Origin of the sequence: Stenotrophomonas sp. HMWF003 (assembly GCF_003061285.1) — a bacterium.
GTDB classification, from domain to species: Bacteria; Pseudomonadota; Gammaproteobacteria; order Xanthomonadales; family Xanthomonadaceae; genus Stenotrophomonas; species Stenotrophomonas maltophilia_AP.
In genome coordinates this window covers 22,875-40,565 of the sequence record NZ_QAIW01000153.1, presented here as the reverse complement: position 1 = coordinate 40,565, position 17,691 = coordinate 22,875, and the positions used below count along the sequence as shown (strand labels likewise).

Genomic DNA, 17,691 nt, shown 5'->3' with positions numbered 1-17,691 from the left:
GGCCTGGGCACCGCCGATGCAGACGCGGACCCGTCCACCCCGACGCTGCCGGACCGGCCGCCGCTGGACCTGCTGCGCGACGCGCTGGGGTTCGGCAATTTCGACGGCATGGCCGCGCTGGCGCGGCTGTGCGATCCGCAGGAACTGGGCGGCCTGCTGCACGACGCCGAACTGGCGCTGGATCCGCAGGCGGTCGACTGGCTGCTGGCCCATGGTGCCGCGCCGGAAGTGCTCGACGCCTGCGGCGACACCCCGATGTTCGCCCTGCTGGCACGCGGCAACGATGCCGTGCCGGCACTGCAGGTGCTGCTGCGCCGCGGCGTCTCGCCGGCCGGTCGCGGGGGCCTGGCCCGCCTGCTCAGTGCCTGCGCCCAGCATGACCACGCCTCGCGCGGCCTGGAACAGCTGGCCCTGGAACTGCTGGAGCGCGGCGCCGATCCGTTTGCCCCGTCACCGGCGGGCGATCCGCCGCTGTCACTGGCCGTGCGGCTGGGCTGGTTGCGGCTGCAGCACGCGCTGCTGGTACTGGGCGTGGACCGTGAGGCCCGCGACAGTCACGGCATGACCGCCCTGCACCTGGCCACGGCGCTGGCCCGCGAAGGCTCGCTGAAACTGCTGGTGCAGCAAGGCGCTTCGCCGGAAGCACGCGCGGCCGACGGCCAGACGCCGCTGGGCGTGGCGCTGTCGATCGGTCGCCGCGACCTCGCCGATTGGCTGGACTGGCGGGTGTGGCCGTTGCCGCGCCGCGTCCTGCGTGACGCCGACCTGCCGGCGGCCGCCATGTCCGGCGACGCCGATGCAGTGCGTCGCCTGATCGACCTGGGGTTTGCCGTGGACGTGGTGGACGCGCAGGGCTGCACCGCCCTGCTGCGCGCCGCCGGCGGCGGTCACCTGGCCGTGGTCGACCTGCTGCTGGCGCGCGGTGCCAACCCGCAGCACGCGGCGGCCAGCGGCGCCACGCCGTTGTCGGCGGCGGTCAGCATGCGCCAGATCGACATCGTGTCGGCGCTGCTCGACGCCGGCGCCGAACTGGAATACCGCCTGCCGGGCGGTGTCACCGTGCTGATGCTGGCCTCTGCGCTGGGCCTGCCCGACATCGTTGCGCGCCTGCTCACCGCCGGCGCCAACGTGCATGCCGGCGACGCGCAGCAGCTGGGCCCGCTGCATTGCGCGGCGCTGTACGGGTTCAGCGCCCGCGACCGCTCGCGCCTGCTTGCCCTGCTCGACACCCTGCTGCTGGCCGGCGCCGAACCGGACCAGGCCGCCGCGGGCTCGGTGACGCCGCTGCTGCTGCTGCTGGGCGCGCGTGCCGAACCGGGTACCGCCTGCGACGAACAGGTGGTGCTGGCGGCGGTGGAACGCCTGCTCGACGAGGACGTGTCGCTGGACGTACGCGATCCACGCGGGTTCGGTCCGCTGCACCTGGCGGCCCTGCACGGCCTGCCGTTGCTGGTGCAGCGCCTGATGCGCGCCGGTGCCGACCCGGACGTGCGCGATGCACTCAACCGCAACCCGCGCGAGATCGCGGTCATGCGCGGCTTCATCGACGTGGCCGGCGAGTTCGCACCGCGCGTCCCCGGCGTGTCCTCGATGGCGCGGTTCCTGCGCGATAACGGCTGATCTGTCGACAACCCCTACGCGGTGCTGCGCGGCAACTGATGTGACCATCGGGCCACAAGCGATGGAAAGCGGTCGTGCGTGCGGCACCACCTTGCGCCCTCGGGTGCGATCCATTCCATCAGTTGCATCATGTCCGCATGATGCTGCTGCAAGGGCCAGTGCAGGATCGGTTCATGGTGTGCGATGCGGTTGCGAAGGTGTCGGATCCGCACCAGCGGCGTGGAAAATTGCTTGCGTCGAAGCCCACGCCCGGCCGGGTCTGCCGAAATCCGGTGCAGTGTCTGCTGCCATAGCACCTCGTGTTCCTTGTTGAACATCATCGTCCAGAATCCAAAAGTCAGGTGCGAGATGATGCCGCCCGGGGTGATCGCCCTTCCTTGACGCCGCAGATCCCCGGTCGCGGCTCTTAGTTGTTCGTGCTGTCGCGCAATGCCCAGCACCCTCGCGCCAGCCTCGAACCAGTGCGGCCCGTGCGCAGCGGCCAGCACGTGGTGAATACGATTGCGCAGCAGGACCTCAAGGGTCTGCAGAGGCACGTACAGACTCTCGGAAAGCTGCAGGTTGATCGCGTAGAGGGAGGCCGCACGGTCGCTGCATTGACCGGCCCAGGTCAGATAGCGACGCATGCGCTCGTCGGAATTCCATTCAGCGAGTCTTTCAGCGTTCGCCGTCTTCATTCAGACAATCTCGGGTGAGGCGCTTGATGCAGTGGCGTCGCGGCGCTAACCTTGCCCGGCAAACCCCGGTACCGTCTCTGCCATTGGCACGCGGCCGGGGTAAGTTCTTTCTGGGGCATGGACAGTGGCCTCGTGGCTGCAGTTTCCATGTAGCGTGGCCCAACCGGTTCTGCCCAGACAGCGGTGACCCGCCCGCCAGCGCCTCGGTACGTTCCGCAAATGGCGGTGGGGTTTTCAGCCGCTGCATGCGGTTGCCGGGCAGAGCCCGGCACTACGGGTGTGGCGTCAACCGTGCCGGTCGGATGCGTCCGTCTTTGCGTCGCGCTCGGCATCGGCCTCGAACAGATGCATCAGATCGGCCCGCGCATCGCGCGAGGTCTGGATCACCGCGGCTTCGTCGTCGTACACCAGGTACTGGTCGCGCAGCAGTTTCTCGTCGTGTTCGCGGAAGCGCTGCACGTGGCTGTGCGCGGTATCGGCCGGGAAGCCCAGCGCGATCAGCATGCGCTCGCTCAGCTCCAGGCTGGTGCCGAACACTTCACGGAACGGCTCGGCGGACATGTCCATCAAGCGCCACGCATGCTGGCGGTTGCGCGCCCGCACCAGCACCACCGCGTCGGGGTACATGCGCCGGATCAGCCGCGTGGCGCGCATGTTGGCGTCCGGGTCGTCCAGCGTCACCACGTACACGCGGATGTGCTCGCCACCGGCGGCGCGCAGCATCTCCGGCCGGGTCGGGTCGCCGTAGTACAGCTTGTTGCCGAACCGGCGCAGGTCCGACACCGTGTCCGGGTTCGACTCCAGCGCCACGAACGGAATCTTCTGTGCGGTCAGCAGGCGCGCCACCACCTGCCCGAAGCGGCCCATGCCGGCGATCATCACCTGCGGCTGGGTGCCGCCGGTGTCGACGGTATCGGCCGGCGGCGCGTTGCCCTTGGGCGCGTCCTCGCGGCCCAGCAGGCGCAGCAGCGCGATCATCAGCAGCGGGGTGATCGCCATCGACAGGCCCACGATCGCCACCAGCCGGTCGTGGTTGGCGCTGCCCAGCAGGTGCGCGCGCTGCGCTTCGTTGAACACCACGAAGGCGAACTCGCCGCCCAGCCACAGCACGCTGCCCAGCATCACCGCATGCCGGGTGCGCAGCTTGGCCAGCTTGCCGATGCCGAACAGCAGGCCGAACTTCACCACCAGCAGGATCGCCACGCCCGCGGCGATCATCGCCGGCTCGGCGACGATGCGGTCCAGGTCGATGCCCATGCCCACCGCGATGAAGAACAGCCCCAGCAGCAGCCCCTTGAACGGCTCGATCTGCGATTCCAGCTCGTGGCGGAATTCCGAATCGGACAGCAGCACGCCGGCCAGGAACGCGCCCAGGCTGGGGCTCAGCCCGGCCTCCTGCATGAACCACGCCGTGCCCAGCACCACCAGCAGCGCCATCGCGGTGAACACTTCCGGGCTGCGCGTGCGCGCGATGATGTTGAACAGCCGGCGCAGCACCGGCCGCCCGCACAGGATCACCACCGCCAGCGCGCCCAGCGCCACGGCCACGTCGCTCCATTGCAGGGTGTCGTTCTTGGCCCCGCCCAGCAGCGGAATCGCCGCCAGCAGGGGAATGGCGATCAGGTCCTGGAACAGCAGGATGGCAAACCCCAGCCGGCCGTAATCGCTGTTGATCGCCTTGTGCTCGGACAGCAGCTGCAGGCCCACCGCGGTGGACGACAGCGCCAGCGCGATGCCCACGATCAGCGCGCTCTTCCACTGGAAGTGGTCGAGCAGCAGCAGGCTGCCCAACACCAGTGCGCTCAGCGCCACCTGCAGCGCGCCGGCGCCGAACACCGAGCGCCGCATCACCTTCAGGCGGGCCGGGGACAGCTCCAGCCCGATCACGAACAGCAGCATCACCACGCCGATTTCGGCCGCGCCCAGGATGCGGTCGGCGTCCTGCACGAAGCCCAGGCCGTCCGGGCCCAGCACCACGCCCGCGGCCAGGTAACCCAGCACCGCGCCGAAGCCCAGCTTCTTGAACACCGGCACGGCGATCACCGCCGCCAGCAGCAGCACCAGGGCCAGCTCAAGCGCGCCGCTATGCATGGAAGGACCTGCTCATGGGATCGTCGCCGGACAACATCGAGGGAAAGGACATCACGGCCCACGGCCGCTGCCCATTATGCGACGCGCACGTTGGCCCAACGTCAATCGCAGCCCAACACGGCAGCGGCGCCCGGGTTGACCCGCCCGGCGCCCGGGTCCAGACTGCCCGCCGCTGCCGGCACGTCCGGCAGTACACCCTTGCGGAGTCCCCGAACCGATGTCCAGCGACAGTAGAAGTCGACCTTGCTCGACGCCAGTGATGGCCGCCGCCTGACGAGGGACGGTTCGCCACCGCTGGCGTCGCGCATGGCGATCCCCACAGGCGAACCCGATGAACCAGAAAGACCTGCTGCGCCCGGTGGCCGAGGCCGCCGCCCTGAGCGCACCCCTGGCCAGCTTCAACACCGCCGATGCGGTGGAATTCCTCAATACCCTGGAGCTGTCGCGCGCCGCCGACACCCTGGCGGCCCTGCCGTTGCCGCGCGCGGTGAAGATGCTCGAACAGCCCGAGCTCAACCGCAGTGGCGACCTGGTGGCGCTGCTGCCGGTGGCCCGTGCCGCCGCGCTGCTGGGCCTGATGGCCGACGACCGTGCCACCGACATCGTCCATGAGCTGGACGAGGACGAACGCGCGCGCCTGATCCCGCTGCTCAGCGCCGACGCCCGCCGGTCCATCCAGCAGCTGCTCAGCTACCCCGCGCACACCGCCGGTGCGCTGATGACCACCGAGTTCGTCAGCGTGCCGGCCAACTGGACCGTCGGCCGCACCCTGCAGCACATCCGCGAAGTCGAGCGCACCCGCGAAACCGTCTACGCCATCTACGTGCTCGACCCGCACACCCATACCCTGGTGCAGGTGGTGACCATGCGCCGCCTGATCACCGGCCTGCCCGACGAGCCCATCCTCGACGTGGCCCAGACCAACCCGCCGGTCACCGTCGATGCCATGCTCGACCAGGAAGAAGTGGCCCAGCTGATCCGCCGCCACGACCTGCTCGCCATCCCCGTGGTGGACCCGGCCCAGCGCGTGCTCGGCATTGTCACCGTGGACGACATCCTGGATGCCCTCATCGAGGAATCCACCGAAGACGCGCACAAGTTCGGCGGCATGGAGGCGCTGGAAAAGCCGTACATGCAGATCGGCTTCTTCGGCATGATCCGCAAGCGCGCCGGCTGGCTCAGCGTGTTGTTCCTGGGCGAAATGCTCACCGCCAGCGCCATGCAGCATTACGAAGACGAGCTGGCCCGCGCCGTCGTGCTCACCCTGTTCATCCCGCTGATCATGAGCTCGGGCGGCAACTCCGGCTCCCAGGCCACCTCCCTGCTGATCCGCAGCCTGGCCCTGCGCGAACTGCGCCTGCGCGACTGGTGGAAAGTGGCCCTGCGCGAAATCCCCACCGGCCTTACCCTCGGTGCCATCCTGGGCGTGCTGGCGATGATCCGCATCGTCTCCTGGCAGCTGCTCGGCCTGCACGATTACGGCCAGCACTGGCAGCTGCTCGCCCTCACCATCGGCGCGGCGCTGGTGGGCATCGTCACCTTCGGCTCGCTGTCCGGCTCGATGCTGCCCTTCATCCTCAAACGCCTCGGCTTCGACCCCGCCAGCGCCTCGGCCCCGTTCGTCGCCACTCTCGTGGACGTCACCGGCCTGGTCATCTACTTCAGCATCGCCGCGATGATCCTGCGCGGCACGTTGCTGTAGCCGGACACGGTGAGAGACAGCCACGCATGGCGTGGCTCTACCGGGGAGGGTTTCCGTGTACGAGTCCGGACCGGGCAAAGGCTCTCGTGTCCGATGAAGCCAACCCGTCCAGGTGCGAGGCGGCAGGCCCAATCGGAACCGTTGTACGGCATGGATGCCGTACACGAGCCCCAGGGACGGGTTCACGACGTGTCCCGGCATGGCATGGCGGCGCCAGCCAACACGGGACAAGGAACAGCCGGTGACGCGCCGTTGATCTGCTTTGGCTTCTGATTCCGCGTCTGCGCCAGATCATCCCACCCACCACCGCACCCGTGTACCGTGTCATCCCATGTACCGGTGACTGATCGGCCCCATGAGCACCTACCACCTGCAATCCGTCTTCCGCCCGCAATCGGTTGCCGTCATCGGCGGCAGCCCGCGCGAACGCTCCGCCGGCCGCGCCGTCATGCGCAACCTGCGCAGCACCGGCTTCCCCGGTAAGGTGGCCTGGATCAACCCCCGCTACAGCGACATCGACGGCATCCGCACCGTCAAACGCCTCAAGGACCTCGACTGGGTCCCCGAACTGGTCGTCATCACCGCGCCGGCCAGCATCGTCCCCCAGGTCGTGGCCACCGCTGCCGAACGCGGCGTGGCCGCCGCCATCATCCTCACCGCCAACCTCGGCCAGGGCCCCGGCTCGCTTGCCGAGCAGGTGGAAACCGCCGCCCGCGCCAAAGGCCTGCGCATCCTCGGCCCGCACTGCCTGGGCGTCATCGCCCCGCACGCGCGCTTGAATGCCAGCATTGCCGCGCACTTCCCGCAGGCCGGTGACCTGGCACTGATCTCCGAATCCAGCGCCATCGCCGCCGCCCTGGTCGAATGGGGCGTCGCGCGCTCGGTCGGCTTCTCCGCGGTCGTCTCGCTCGGCGACACCCTCGACGTCGACTTCGGCGACCTGCTCGACTACTTCGCCACCGACTACCGCACCCGCGCCATCCTGCTCTACGTCGAACACATCGGCGACGCCCGCAAGTTCATGTCGGCCGCGCGTGCCGCCGCGCGCGCCAAGCCGGTGGTGGTGGTCAAGTCCGGCCGCCACATCCGCATCAACCCCGATGCCGACACCCACGTGCAGGCGCTGGCCAGCGCCGACGCCGTGTACGGTGCCGCCTTCAACCGCGCCGGCCTGCTGCGCGTGGGGGCACTGGACGAACTGTTCACCGCCGCCGAAACCCTCGGCCGCCTCGGTACCTTCCCCGGCCGCCGACTGGCCATCCTCAGCAACGGCGGCGGGGTAGGGCGCCTGGCCGTGGACCAGCTGCTGGCCCTGCGCGGCAGCCTGGCCGAACTGTCGCCGGCCACCGTGGCGCAGCTGGACAGCGTGCTGCCGCAGGGCTGGTCGCGCAGCAACCCGGTCGACATCGTGGTCGACGCCGATGGCGAACGCTATGCCGCCGCCATCGACGCGTTGATGTCCGACAGCGAAAACGATGCGGTGCTGGTGGTCAACGTGCCCACCGCGTTCACCTCCTCGGCCGACGCCGCCCAGGCACTCACCCGCACCCTCGGCCTGCGCCCGCGCCACCACCGCGACAAACCCGTGTTCGCGGTCTGGCTCGGCAACGACGACCGCGCCACCGCCACGCTCAACGCCGCGCGCGTGCCCACCTATCCCACCGAAGCCGAGGCCGTGCGCGGCTTCCAGCACCTGGTGCGTTACCGCGACGCGCAGGCCGCGCTGATGGAAACCCCGCCCAGCCTGCCCGAAGATTTCGTCGTCGATACCACTACGGCGCGCGCACTAATCGACGCTGCGCTGGCGGCCGGCCAGCAGTGGCTCGACCCGATCGCCACCCACCAGCTGCTCACCGCCTATGGCATTCCCTCGGCGCCGGTGATGCAGGCACGCGACGCGCGCGAGGCCATGGAACTGGCCCAGCCGCTGCTGGAGCAGGGCGCCACCGTGGCGGTGAAGGTGTTTTCCGCCGACATCCCGCACAAGTCCGACGTGGACGGCGTGCGCCTCAACCTCGGCTCGCTGCAGGCGGTGCATGCGGCGGCCACCTCGATCATCGCGCGCGCGCATGAGAAGCGCCCGGACGCCCGCATCGATGGCGTGCTGGTGCAGCCCACCATCATGCGCCCCAAGGCGCGCGAGCTGATCGCCGGCATCGCCGACGACCCGACCTTCGGCCCGGTGATCGTGTTCGGCCGCGGCGGTACTGCTGTCGAAGTGATCGACGACAAGGCGCTTGCACTGCCGCCGCTGGACCTGCGCCTGTCGCACGAGCTGATCGGCCGCACCCGCGTCTCGCGCATCCTCAAGGCCTACCGCGACGTGCCGGCGGCCGACGAGCGCGCGGTGGCGCTGATCCTGGTCAAGCTGGCGCAGTTGGCCGCCGACATTCCCGAGATCCGCAGCCTGGACATCAACCCGCTGCTTGCCGACCGTGACGGGGTGATCGCGCTCGATGCACGCGTGGCCATCGCGCCCTCGCGCAAACTGCACAAGGGCCGCGGCCATCCGCGCTTTGCGGTGTTCCCGTATCCCAAGGAATGGGAGCGCACCATCACCCTGTCCGACGGCGCGCCGGCTTTCGTGCGCCCGGTGCGGCCGGAAGACGACGCGCTGTTCCGCGCTTTCTTCGCCCGCGTCACCGACGACGACCTGCGCCTGCGCTTCTTCCAGTCGGTGAAGCACTTCAGCCACGAATTCATTGCGCGACTGACCCAGCTCGACTACGCCCGTTCGATCGCGCTGGTGGCCATCGACCCGCGCAGCGGCGACATGCTCGGCGCGGTGCGCCTGCACGCCGACGCCGACTACGACCGCGGTGAGTACGGCATCCTGATCCGCTCGGACCTCAAGGGTCACGGCATCGGCTGGCGGCTGATGGCCATCATGATCGAGTACGCCAAGTGGCTGGGCCTGAACATCGTCGAAGGCCAGGTGCTGCGCGAGAACAGCACCATGCTGGCGATGTGCCAGAGCCTGGGCTTCAAGACGAAGCTGGACCCGGACGACTCCACGGTGATGGTGGTGACCTTGCCGGTGCAGGAGGTGCAGGTGCCGGAGGCACCGGTGTGACCCGCGCCCCGTTCACGCCCCCGGCGGCCCTACTGAAACTGGAACTGCTCAGCCACCTTGCTGCATGACCGGCCTGGCATTTCCATGGAGCGCGCACGCCGACGCGACACCGCTTCAGTCCGAGTACCAGAACCGCTGGAAACCATCGGTCCTGCGGTCAAAGACCAGCAGCGATCCCGCACTGGCCATCCGGAAGTACTCCACCGACGCGTTACGCGTGCAGATGTTGCTGCCGGTGACGGTGTCATGTTCATTGCGGGTGTACGCGTGGCAGCCGGGCGCACGCGTGTCCACGCCCATCGCCGACGCATCGCCCTCCTCGGCAGCGGCGATGTAGCAACGGGCCGGTGCGGCGCCTGGCGAGGTGCCCAGGCAGATCTTGACCGCCGAGCGTCGCCTGTCCCGGCTCTCCACCAGGAAGGCGTCGTCCATCACCCCGTCGCCATTGGCATCCAGCCGCGTCGCCGCGTATCGCGCATGGTCGGCGGGCCGCCAGCCGTGTGCCTTCAAGGCGGCATCACTGACGCGCACCCAGTCTTCTTTCGCGGCAGCGGCCGCGCCGGGCCAAAGCAGGCAAAGCCACAGCCACAGAGTGACGGTGAAAATGCCGGTGGAACCTCGCAACTGCAGACGCTCGATCCTGTGCATCGTTCTGCCCCATGTCTGAAAGCTCATCCCATCCAGGTCCTTGTAGGAGCCTTCTGCCGAGATAGGGTGAGCATGCATGCCACGTTAGCGATCCGAGCGCCGTGGCCGATCTACTGCTTGCCCTCGATAAGAGATGCTGCCAACCCCATGAAAAGCACGACCATAAAGAGACCCATACTGATGTACAACCATCGAACCGCAATGCGTCTAGCCTTCATCACGGCCGGACTAAGGGCATTGCCTTGAAAAAAACCGTCTTTAGATGCGCTGAGTACGCGATAGGCAACCTCAAGCTCACTCAGCGTGAAGCGTCGCTTTGCCTGATCCCATGCCTCGGGATTCTCAATCTTCAGGACGCGTTTGAACGCGTTGAGCTCCATGAAGTACATGGGATACGACACAAACATGGCAGGCAGGCCCAATAGAAACAAATACTTCACAGTTCTTTCTCCCAGCCCGGGCCGAATGACGGTTCGAAAATCGCTTGTGCACCAAGGCTGCCAAGCATAAACAGCTCATGCTTTCCGCGCCATCCGCGCCATCCGCGCCATCCGCGCCATCCGCGCCATCCGCGTCGTCGGGGAAGGCTGCGGGACGGGATATCACTCACGACCAACGCGCGATTCTCGCTGAAGAAGCACCGTTGTAGCATGCGGAAATTTAGGCCAACGTATTGTTGGGCAGCGATTTGCCATGAGAACGAGTGGCGGGCACTGTAATCTAGAAGTCCTCCATCGCGCGCTGGCCAATCAGCAACGCAATGAGCCAGCCTGTAGAAATCCGAATGGCATCCGCTACGAACGCACGATACCGTTGCCCCATCTCTCTGGAGAGCTCGGAGTATCCGAACATTCCCTTGAACCGGCCGTCGATTGCAGCTTTCAAATAATGGCTGCGAGCCAACGGCAGATCGGCGGGTTTCTTTCCCCGGTAGTAAGTGGCGAAACCGAGGTGGACAACAGCGGTGGGATCAAGCCGCTCTGCCTCGGTGAGATAACGGAAGGCTTCCTCGTGTCCGGAAGCGCTGCCCGTTTTCATGCATGCGCGTGCAAGATAACAATAGGCAATGGAGCTCGGCGCCATAAGTGTAAGTAGCCGATAGCTATGGATCGCCTTGTCGAGATCGATCGCGAGGTCATCCCCCCCCTGTTCATAGGCTGTGCCGCAACACATATGCCCCTCTGCTTGATCTCCCAAGCTCTGGGACTTCAAGAGTTCGCTTCCCAGGTCGAGTGCGTCTTTAGCAAAGCCTTTCTCCAGGCTTTCAAATGCGCTTAGCAGACGCTTGTGATTGGGGCTTCTCATCTCTCAGGCACCTCAATATCCCTCCGGCGATTGTTTCTTGCGGCTCCCTCCACAACTTCGCGCAAGGCATTAGTGTCTTTGACTCTCTGCATCGGCATCTTGCCGGATGTGCATGCGCCAATGGCGACGCACGCGTGAAAAACGATCTCACGAGCTACTTTCTCTCTCCCGTGCAGAACATCCCCATGCCCGTAAGCGCCTCGCGTCAATGAAACCTGCTGGATCAGGTCCGGCGCACTTCTTCCTTAGCTTTTCTCAGCTTTTGTCTGTGGTAGTCCATAGGAAAACTCTGAAACACCGCTAGGGCTTATCGCCCTCTCGGAGCGTTGTAGAACGCATAGACCCATTTCGGGCATGGCCTCCCTCCGCGGCGGGCGTGACAATAGGCCCATGACCGACCGCCTCCCCCTGCTGCTGCTCCCCGGCCTGCTCAACGACGCTGAACTCTGGCGCGCGCAGGTCGCCGACCTGTCCGACATCGCGGACTGCACCGTGGGCGACCAGACCCGGGGCGAGACGCTGCAGGCCGTGGTCGACGACGTGCTGGCGCAGGCACCGGCACGTTTCGCGCTGGCCGGCTTCTCGCTTGGCGGCTTCGTCGCCCAGCAGATCCTGCGCACCGCGCCGGAGCGGGTGCGGCGGCTCGCGTTGATCGACACTTCGATCCACGCCGACTCGCCCGAGCGTGCCGCCCAGCGCCAGTCGCAGCGTGCCAGCGTGCGCCTGCCCGGCACCTTCCATGGCTTTGGCGACAAACTGATGCGCAGCTACATCGACGCCTCGCGGCTGGATGACTACGTGCTGGTGCAGCGCGTGCGCGACATGACCGCGCGGCTGGGTGCCGAGGTATTCCTGCGCCAGAGCGCGCTGGAGCGCGGCGATGGCCACGACGTGCTGGCCGGCTACCGCGATCCGCTGTTGATCGTGTGCGGCGCCAACGACCGCATTACCCCGCTGGCGATCAGCGAGGAAATGCATGCGCTGGTGCCGGGTTCAACGCTGGTGGTGCTGCCCGATTGCGGGCACCTGGCGCCGATGGAGAAACCGGACGAGGTGAGCGCGGCTATGCGCGGCTGGTTGCAGGGGTAGGTGCCGACCGTTGGTCGGCACGCCCCCACGCCCGACCAACGGCCGGGCGCTACCGGTCAATCCCAGGCCGGCGCAATCCCGTCCGGGTTGGCCAGCCGCTGGCCGCGGTCCAGCGTGGCGATCTGCGCCATGTCCTCATCGCTCAGGCGCAGGTCGGCGGCGAGCAGATTGCTGGCGAGGTTTTCGCGCTTGGTGGAGGAGGGGATCACCGCGAAGCCCTGCTGCAGCGCCCATGCCAGCGCGACCTGGGCCGGGGTGGCCTGGTGGCGCTCGGCGATGGCCTGGATCACCGGGTCCTTAAGCACTTCGCCGTAGGCCAGGCTCATGTAAGCGGTGACGTGGATGCCCTGTTCCTTCAGGAACGCGATCAGCGCGCGGTTCTGCAGGTAGGGGTGGACTTCGATCTGGTTGGTGGCGATGGCATCGGCACCCAGGATCTCGATGGCCTGGCGGGTCTGGGCGATGGTGAAGTTGGAGATGCCAATATGGCGGGTCAGGCCCAGCGACTTCGCTTCGGCCAATGCGCCCAGGTACTCGGCCATCGGCACCGCATCCTTGGGCGAGGGCCAGTGGATCAGGGTCAGCTCGACATGGTCGGTGCGCAGCTTGCGCAGGCTCTCGCGCAGGCTGTCCAGCAGGGCGTCGTGGGTGAAGTTGGCGATCCACACCTTGGTGGTCAGGAACAGATCGTCACGGGCCACGCCGGACTCGGCGATGGCCTGGCCCACCTCGGTCTCGTTGTCGTAGATCTGCGCGGTGTCGACGGCGCGGTAGCCCACGTCCAATGCGTTGCGGACCGAGTCGATGACGGTCTGGCCCTTCAGGCGGAAGGTGCCGAGGCCGAATGCGGGAATGCTCATGGAAACTCCTTCATGGGGGTGAGGTGCAGGCTACGCCGTGCACCGTAAAGCGACGTAGAGCCGACCGTTGGTCGGCTGCCGTTGCGTGAAACAAATCGTAGGTCGACCGTTGTTGGGCAAAGCGAACCGTTGGTCCGCTGCCGGGATCGCTCAATGCGCGCTCACGGCGATACCTTCGGCGCGGTCGGCCACGCCATCGCGGCGATCCAGGCGACCGCTCAACGCGGTCAGGCCGAAGGCGCCCATCACCACCAGCGCACCCAGCCACGGGGTGTGCATCAGACCGAAGTGGTCCACCACCAGCCCGCCCAGCGAGGCGCCGAGCGCGATGCCGACGTTGAACGCGGCGATGTTCAGGCCCGACGCCACGTCGGTGGCCTGCGGGGCGAAGCGCTGCGCCTGCTTGACCACGTACACCTGCAGCCCCGGCACGTTGCCGAACGCCACCGCACCCAGGGCCAGCACGGTCAGCAGCACCAGCCAGGTGTTGTAGGCGGTGAAGGTGAGCACGAACAGCACGGCCGCGAGCAGGGCGAAAATCAGCTTCAGCGCCGGGATCGGACCGCGGCGATCGGCCAGGCGGCCGCCCCACAGGTTGCCGATCGCCACCGACACGCCATACACCAGCAGCACGCCGCTGACCGCATTGGCCGAAAAACCGGTGACGTCCTGCAGGATCGAGGCCAGGTAGGTGAACGACAGGAAGGTGCCGCCGTAGCCGAGCGCGGTGATCGCATACACCAGCAGCAGGCGCGGCTGGGCCAGCACCGACAGCTGCTGGCCGAACGTGGCCGGCTCGCTACGCTGCAGGTTGCGCGGCACGAACAGCAGGCTGCCGATCAGCGCGATCACGCCGAGCGCGGCCACCGCCAGGAAGGTGGCACGCCAGCCCAGGTGCTGGCCGATGAAGGTGCCCAGCGGTACGCCGGTGACCAGCGCCACGGTGAGCCCGGTGAACATGATCGCGATCGCGCTGGCGGCTTTTTCCTTGGGCACCACCGAGGTGGCGATGATCGAGCCGATCGAGAAGAACACGCCGTGCGCCAGGCCGGTGAGCACCCGGGCCACGATCAGCGAGCCGTAGCCGGGCGCCATCCAGGCAATCACGTTGCCCAGCGTGAACAGCACCATCAGCGCCACCAGCAGGGTCTTGCGCGGCACCCGGCCGGTGAGCGCGGTGAGCACCGGTGCGCCGACCGCCACGCCCAGGGCGTACAGCGAAACCAGCAGGCCGGCCGAGGGCAGGGACACGCCCAGGTCGGCGGCGATGGTCGGGATCAACCCGACGATGACGAATTCGGTGGTGCCGATGGCGTACGCACCGAGGGTGAGCGCCAGCAGGGCCAAGGGGATACCACGGGACATGACGGTTACCGGTGGGAGGTGAGGCTGCGCAGTCTGCGCGTCGCACTCTTGCCGAAAAAGCGGCCTTCACGCCAATCACTCTTGCCTGATGGTCAATAATGGGCCTCTGCCCGCCGCGTGCCCGCCATGAAAACGACCCTCGACGAAATGCAGGCCTTCATTGCCGTGATCGACAGCGGCTCGATCACCGCCGCCGCCGAAACCCTGGGCCAGACCACCTCCGGGGTGAGCCGCGCGCTGGGCCGGCTGGAAGAGAAGCTGGGCACCACGCTGCTGACCCGCACCACCCGGCGCCTGCAGCTCACCGAAGAAGGCGACGCGTTCCTGGCCCACGCGCGCGCGATCGTGGCGTCGGTGGAGGCGGCCGAAGAACAGCTCGCTGCACGCCGCGACCGGCCGGCGGGGCGATTGCGCGTGGATGCGGCGATGCCGTTCGTGCTGCACGCGATCGCGCCACTGGTGGCGGGCTACCGCGCGCGGTATCCGGACGTGGTGCTGGAACTCAACAGCAGCGAGCGCTACATCGACCTGCTGGAACGGCGCACCGACGTGGCGATCCGGATCGGGCCGCTGGCCGATTCCACCCTGCACGCGCGGCCGCTGGCCCATAGCCGCCTGCGCGTGCTGGCCAGCCCGGGCTACCTGCAGGAGCACGGCACGCCGGCCAGCGTGGCCGACCTGCGCGCGCACACGCTGCTGGGCTTCAATGAGCCGGACTCGCTCAACCACTGGCCGCTGCCCGGCGACACCGACGCGCTGCTGCATGTGCGCCCGGCGATGGCGGTATCCAGCGGCGAAACGCTGCGCGCGCTGGCCCTGGAAGGGGTGGGCATCGTCTGCCTGTCCGACTTCATGACCCACCGCGATCGCCAGGCCGGCCGCCTGGTGCAGCTGCTGCCGGACGTCACCGTGGAGGTGCGCCAGCCGATCCACGCGGTGTACTACCGCAACACCGCAGTGTCGGCGCGGATCAGCTCGTTCCTGGACCACCTGGCGGCGGCGATGGTGGGCGACCCCTACGTGCGCTGATCCGCGCGCTGACGCCGGCCCACGGCCGGCGCCACGTTGCATCACGCCGCGCGCGACAGCCCCGGCGCCGGCGCGCGCCCGGCATCCAGCACGAACACGTCCACCGCGTCGTTCAATGCCACCGCCTGTTCTTCCATGCTGCGTGCCGCTGCCGACGCCTCTTCCACCAGCGCCGCGTTTTGCTGGGTGGCTTCGTCCATGTGCACCACGGTCTGGTTGACCTGTTCGATGCCGGCCGACTGCTCCTGCGAGGCCGCGGCGATCTCGGCCATGATGTCGGTCACCCGCTGCACGCCGGTGACGATCTCGCCCATGGTCTGCCCGGCCTGCTGCACCAGCCGCGCGCCGGTGGCGACATCGCCGACCGAGGCATCGATCAGCGTCTTGATTTCCTTGGCCGCGCCGGCCGAGCGCTGCGCCAGCGTGCGCACTTCGCTGGCCACCACCGCAAAACCGCGGCCTTGTTCGCCGGCACGCGCGGCTTCCACGGCCGCGTTGAGCGCCAGGATGTTGGTCTGGAACGCGATGCCGTCGATCACCGAAATGATCTCGGCGATCTTCTTCGACGAGGTCTCAATCGCGCCCATGGTCTGCACCACCTGGCCCACCACCGCGCCGCCCTCCGAGGCCACCGCGTGCGCGCCGATGGCCAGCTGGTTGGCCTGGCGGGCGTGCTCTGCGTTCTGGCGCACGGTGGAAGTGAGTTCCTCCATCGAGGCGGCGGTTTCTTCCAGGTTGGCGGCCTGCTGTTCGGTACGCTGGGACAGATCGCTGTTGCCCGCGGCGATTTCGCCGGCGGCGGTCTGGATCGACTGCGCGGCGCGCTTGATGTCGCCCACGATGCCGGTGAGCTGGCCGCTGGTCAGGGCCACGTCGTCGCGGATGCGCGCGAACACGCCATGGAACTGCCCGTGCATGCGCGCGCTCAGGTCGCCGCGTGCGATCGCCTGCAGCACCGTGGAGACCTGGTCCAGGTCGCGCTCGGTGGTCTGCATCAGCTGGTTGAGTCCACCTACCATGTCGCGGAAATCGTGCTCGTAGCGCGCCTCGTCGCCCCGCTGGCTGAAATCGCCGACGGCGGCGGCGGCCGCCAATCGCTTGATCTCCGCATTGATCGCACCCAGGTTGGCCTTGGCCGTATCCAGCGCCTGGGTGATCACCGCCTTCTCGCCGGGCAGGCGTTCCATGTCCTGCGACAGGTCGCCGACCGCGTAGCGGCCCATGATCTCGATGGCGCGCATCTTGACCTGGATGTGCGCTGCCACCAGTGCGTTGCTGTCGCGGACCATCTGGCCGTAGCCGCCGGGGAACGCGCTGTCGTCCATGCGGTAGCTGATCTGGCCGGCCTCGTGGCGTTGGGCCATGGTGGCCTGCGCAGCCAGCACGTCCTTGAGCGTGCGCGTCACCGCCGCCATCGCCTGGCCGAGGCGACCGATTTCGTCGCGGCTGTTGACCTGCACGCTGTGGTCAAGCTCGCCACGCGCCACCGCGCGTGCGGCCGCTTCCACCGCCACCACCGGCGCGATGACCGCGCGCCGCAGCCACACCGCCAGCAGGCCCATCAGCACCACCGCGGCCACGGCGGTCAGTGCCGCGCACACCAGCAGCGTGCGCCGCGCCTGTTCGGAACGGGCCTGCACGGCCTGCTCGGCAACCTCGGCGGTCCGGCTGCCCAGCGCGTCCAGCGTGGTGCCCAGCGCGCGGTCCTTGCCGCGCACCAGCGCATCACCCTCCAGCGGGCTGTAGCCGCTGGCGGCAAACGCGTCGAGCGCGCCGTGGTAGTCCTTTTCAAGCGCCGCGTGCTGGGCCAGGAACTGCGCGGCCAGGCGTGCGGTGCCGGCATCACTGCTGGCTGCCAGGTCCTTGCCCAGCGTGCGGGTCTTGGCGCCCTGGCGGTCGAAGGCGGCCAGGTGGCGCTCACGCAGTGCTGCATCGCTGCCGCGGATCAGCACGTTCTTCCACTCCTGCACCTGCAGCCGGAACTCGCGCTGCAATGCCTCCGCCTGGGTATTGCGGGCCACCTCCGGCGGCACCTCCGTGGACAGGTTCAGCCAGGCCGAACCGAGGCCGGCCAGGGCGCACAGCACCACGATGGCCAAACCGAGCGACAGCGCGCCCAGCAGTTTGAACTGCAGGCTCAAGGCGCGTTGGGGGGCGCCGGACGTCTTGTTCATGGGAATCGAAAGTGAGGGAGGGCGATGCGGTATCGGTTGACGCCGGCTGCTTCTTAAG

At 68.0% G+C, this 17,691-nt stretch carries 13 protein-coding genes; 5 read left to right on the top strand and 8 right to left on the bottom strand.

Annotated features, from left to right (window positions below; translation table 11 throughout):
* Window positions 1-1,620, top strand: a 1,620-nt coding sequence (locus DBR34_RS22225; RefSeq protein WP_258223701.1) for an ankyrin repeat domain-containing protein, incomplete at its 5' end; no start/stop codon positions are given.
* Between the two features lie 14 nt (window positions 1,621-1,634).
* On the opposite strand, the gene DBR34_RS06035 is transcribed toward DBR34_RS22225, so the two are convergent.
* Window positions 1,635-2,297, bottom strand: coding sequence for an Abi family protein (locus DBR34_RS06035; protein ID WP_128096104.1), 663 nt, complete (start codon window positions 2,295-2,297; stop codon window positions 1,635-1,637).
* Between the two features lie 285 nt (window positions 2,298-2,582).
* Window positions 2,583-4,388 (bottom strand): monovalent cation:proton antiporter-2 (CPA2) family protein, encoded by a 1,806-nt coding sequence (locus DBR34_RS06030; RefSeq protein WP_128096103.1) that lies wholly within the window; start codon window positions 4,386-4,388, stop codon window positions 2,583-2,585.
* 331 nt (window positions 4,389-4,719) lie between these two features.
* Between DBR34_RS06030 and mgtE the strand changes: the two genes are divergently transcribed.
* A complete protein-coding gene (gene mgtE / locus DBR34_RS06025) occupies window positions 4,720-6,090 on the top strand; it encodes a magnesium transporter (RefSeq protein ID WP_128096102.1) in 1,371 nt (456 codons plus the stop codon).
* Window positions 6,091-6,445: 355 nt separating this feature from the next.
* The gene (locus DBR34_RS06020; RefSeq protein WP_128096101.1) at window positions 6,446-9,163 is read left to right on the top strand and encodes a bifunctional acetate--CoA ligase family protein/GNAT family N-acetyltransferase; all 2,718 of its coding nucleotides are present in this window, start codon (window positions 6,446-6,448) and stop codon (window positions 9,161-9,163) included.
* Between the two features lie 114 nt (window positions 9,164-9,277).
* Here DBR34_RS06020 and DBR34_RS06015 read toward each other — a convergent pair whose 3' ends face one another.
* The 3 genes from DBR34_RS06015 to DBR34_RS06005 all read right to left on the bottom strand — a co-directional run bounded on the left by DBR34_RS06015 (window position 9,278) and on the right by DBR34_RS06005 (window position 11,116).
* Window positions 9,278-9,889, bottom strand: a complete 612-nt coding sequence (locus DBR34_RS06015) for a hypothetical protein (protein ID WP_128096100.1) — start codon at window positions 9,887-9,889, stop codon at window positions 9,278-9,280.
* A 32-nt stretch (window positions 9,890-9,921) separates the two neighbouring features.
* Complete coding sequence (locus tag DBR34_RS06010; RefSeq protein WP_128096099.1) at window positions 9,922-10,251, bottom strand: hypothetical protein; 330 nt, start codon at window positions 10,249-10,251, stop codon at window positions 9,922-9,924.
* A gap of 280 nt (window positions 10,252-10,531) precedes the next feature.
* Window positions 10,532-11,116 carry a hypothetical protein gene (locus DBR34_RS06005; RefSeq protein WP_128096098.1) on the bottom strand — a complete coding sequence of 195 codons (585 nt, stop codon included), beginning with the start codon at window positions 11,114-11,116 and terminating at the stop codon, window positions 10,532-10,534.
* A 390-nt stretch (window positions 11,117-11,506) separates the two neighbouring features.
* Here DBR34_RS06005 and DBR34_RS06000 point away from each other — a divergent pair, with 390 nt between their 5' ends.
* Window positions 11,507-12,205: an alpha/beta fold hydrolase gene (locus DBR34_RS06000; RefSeq protein ID WP_128096097.1), complete on the top strand. Its 699-nt coding sequence runs from the start codon at window positions 11,507-11,509 to the stop codon at window positions 12,203-12,205.
* Between the two features lie 56 nt (window positions 12,206-12,261).
* Here the strand turns inward: DBR34_RS06000 and dkgB are convergent, their stop codons facing one another.
* Window positions 12,262-13,065 carry a 2,5-didehydrogluconate reductase DkgB gene (gene dkgB / locus DBR34_RS05995; protein WP_128096096.1) on the bottom strand — a complete coding sequence of 268 codons (804 nt, stop codon included), beginning with the start codon at window positions 13,063-13,065 and terminating at the stop codon, window positions 12,262-12,264.
* Between the two features lie 150 nt (window positions 13,066-13,215).
* On the bottom strand, window positions 13,216-14,430 hold the full coding sequence (locus tag DBR34_RS05990; RefSeq protein ID WP_128096095.1) for an MFS transporter: 1,215 nt from the start codon (window positions 14,428-14,430) through the stop codon (window positions 13,216-13,218).
* Between the two features lie 126 nt (window positions 14,431-14,556).
* Here DBR34_RS05990 and DBR34_RS05985 point away from each other — a divergent pair, with 126 nt between their 5' ends.
* On the top strand, window positions 14,557-15,459 hold the full coding sequence (locus DBR34_RS05985; protein WP_128096094.1) for a LysR substrate-binding domain-containing protein: 903 nt from the start codon (window positions 14,557-14,559) through the stop codon (window positions 15,457-15,459).
* Window positions 15,460-15,500: 41 nt separating this feature from the next.
* Here the strand turns inward: DBR34_RS05985 and DBR34_RS05980 are convergent, their stop codons facing one another.
* Window positions 15,501-17,633: a methyl-accepting chemotaxis protein gene (locus DBR34_RS05980; protein WP_128096093.1), complete on the bottom strand. Its 2,133-nt coding sequence runs from the start codon at window positions 17,631-17,633 to the stop codon at window positions 15,501-15,503.
* Window positions 17,634-17,691: the final 58 nt, after the last annotated feature.

What these genes read in the sequence shown, in the direction of transcription:
- DBR34_RS06035 (WP_128096104.1), bottom strand. Translation starts at nt 2,297, where the DNA reads ATGAAGACGGCGAACGCTGAAAGACTCGCTGAATGGAATTCCGACGAG.
- DBR34_RS06030 (WP_128096103.1), bottom strand. Translation starts at nt 4,388, where the DNA reads ATGCATAGCGGCGCGCTTGAGCTGGCCCTGGTGCTGCTGCTGGCGGCG.
- mgtE (WP_128096102.1), top strand. Translation starts at nt 4,720, where the DNA reads ATGAACCAGAAAGACCTGCTGCGCCCGGTGGCCGAGGCCGCCGCCCTG.
- DBR34_RS06020 (WP_128096101.1), top strand. Translation starts at nt 6,446, where the DNA reads ATGAGCACCTACCACCTGCAATCCGTCTTCCGCCCGCAATCGGTTGCC.
- DBR34_RS06015 (WP_128096100.1), bottom strand. Translation starts at nt 9,889, where the DNA reads ATGCATGCTCACCCTATCTCGGCAGAAGGCTCCTACAAGGACCTGGAT.
- DBR34_RS06005 (WP_128096098.1), bottom strand. Translation starts at nt 11,116, where the DNA reads ATGAGAAGCCCCAATCACAAGCGTCTGCTAAGCGCATTTGAAAGCCTG.
- DBR34_RS06000 (WP_128096097.1), top strand. Translation starts at nt 11,507, where the DNA reads ATGACCGACCGCCTCCCCCTGCTGCTGCTCCCCGGCCTGCTCAACGAC.
- dkgB (WP_128096096.1), bottom strand. Translation starts at nt 13,065, where the DNA reads ATGAGCATTCCCGCATTCGGCCTCGGCACCTTCCGCCTGAAGGGCCAG.
- DBR34_RS05990 (WP_128096095.1), bottom strand. Translation starts at nt 14,430, where the DNA reads ATGTCCCGTGGTATCCCCTTGGCCCTGCTGGCGCTCACCCTCGGTGCG.
- DBR34_RS05985 (WP_128096094.1), top strand. Translation starts at nt 14,557, where the DNA reads ATGAAAACGACCCTCGACGAAATGCAGGCCTTCATTGCCGTGATCGAC.
- DBR34_RS05980 (WP_128096093.1), bottom strand. Translation starts at nt 17,633, where the DNA reads ATGAACAAGACGTCCGGCGCCCCCCAACGCGCCTTGAGCCTGCAGTTC.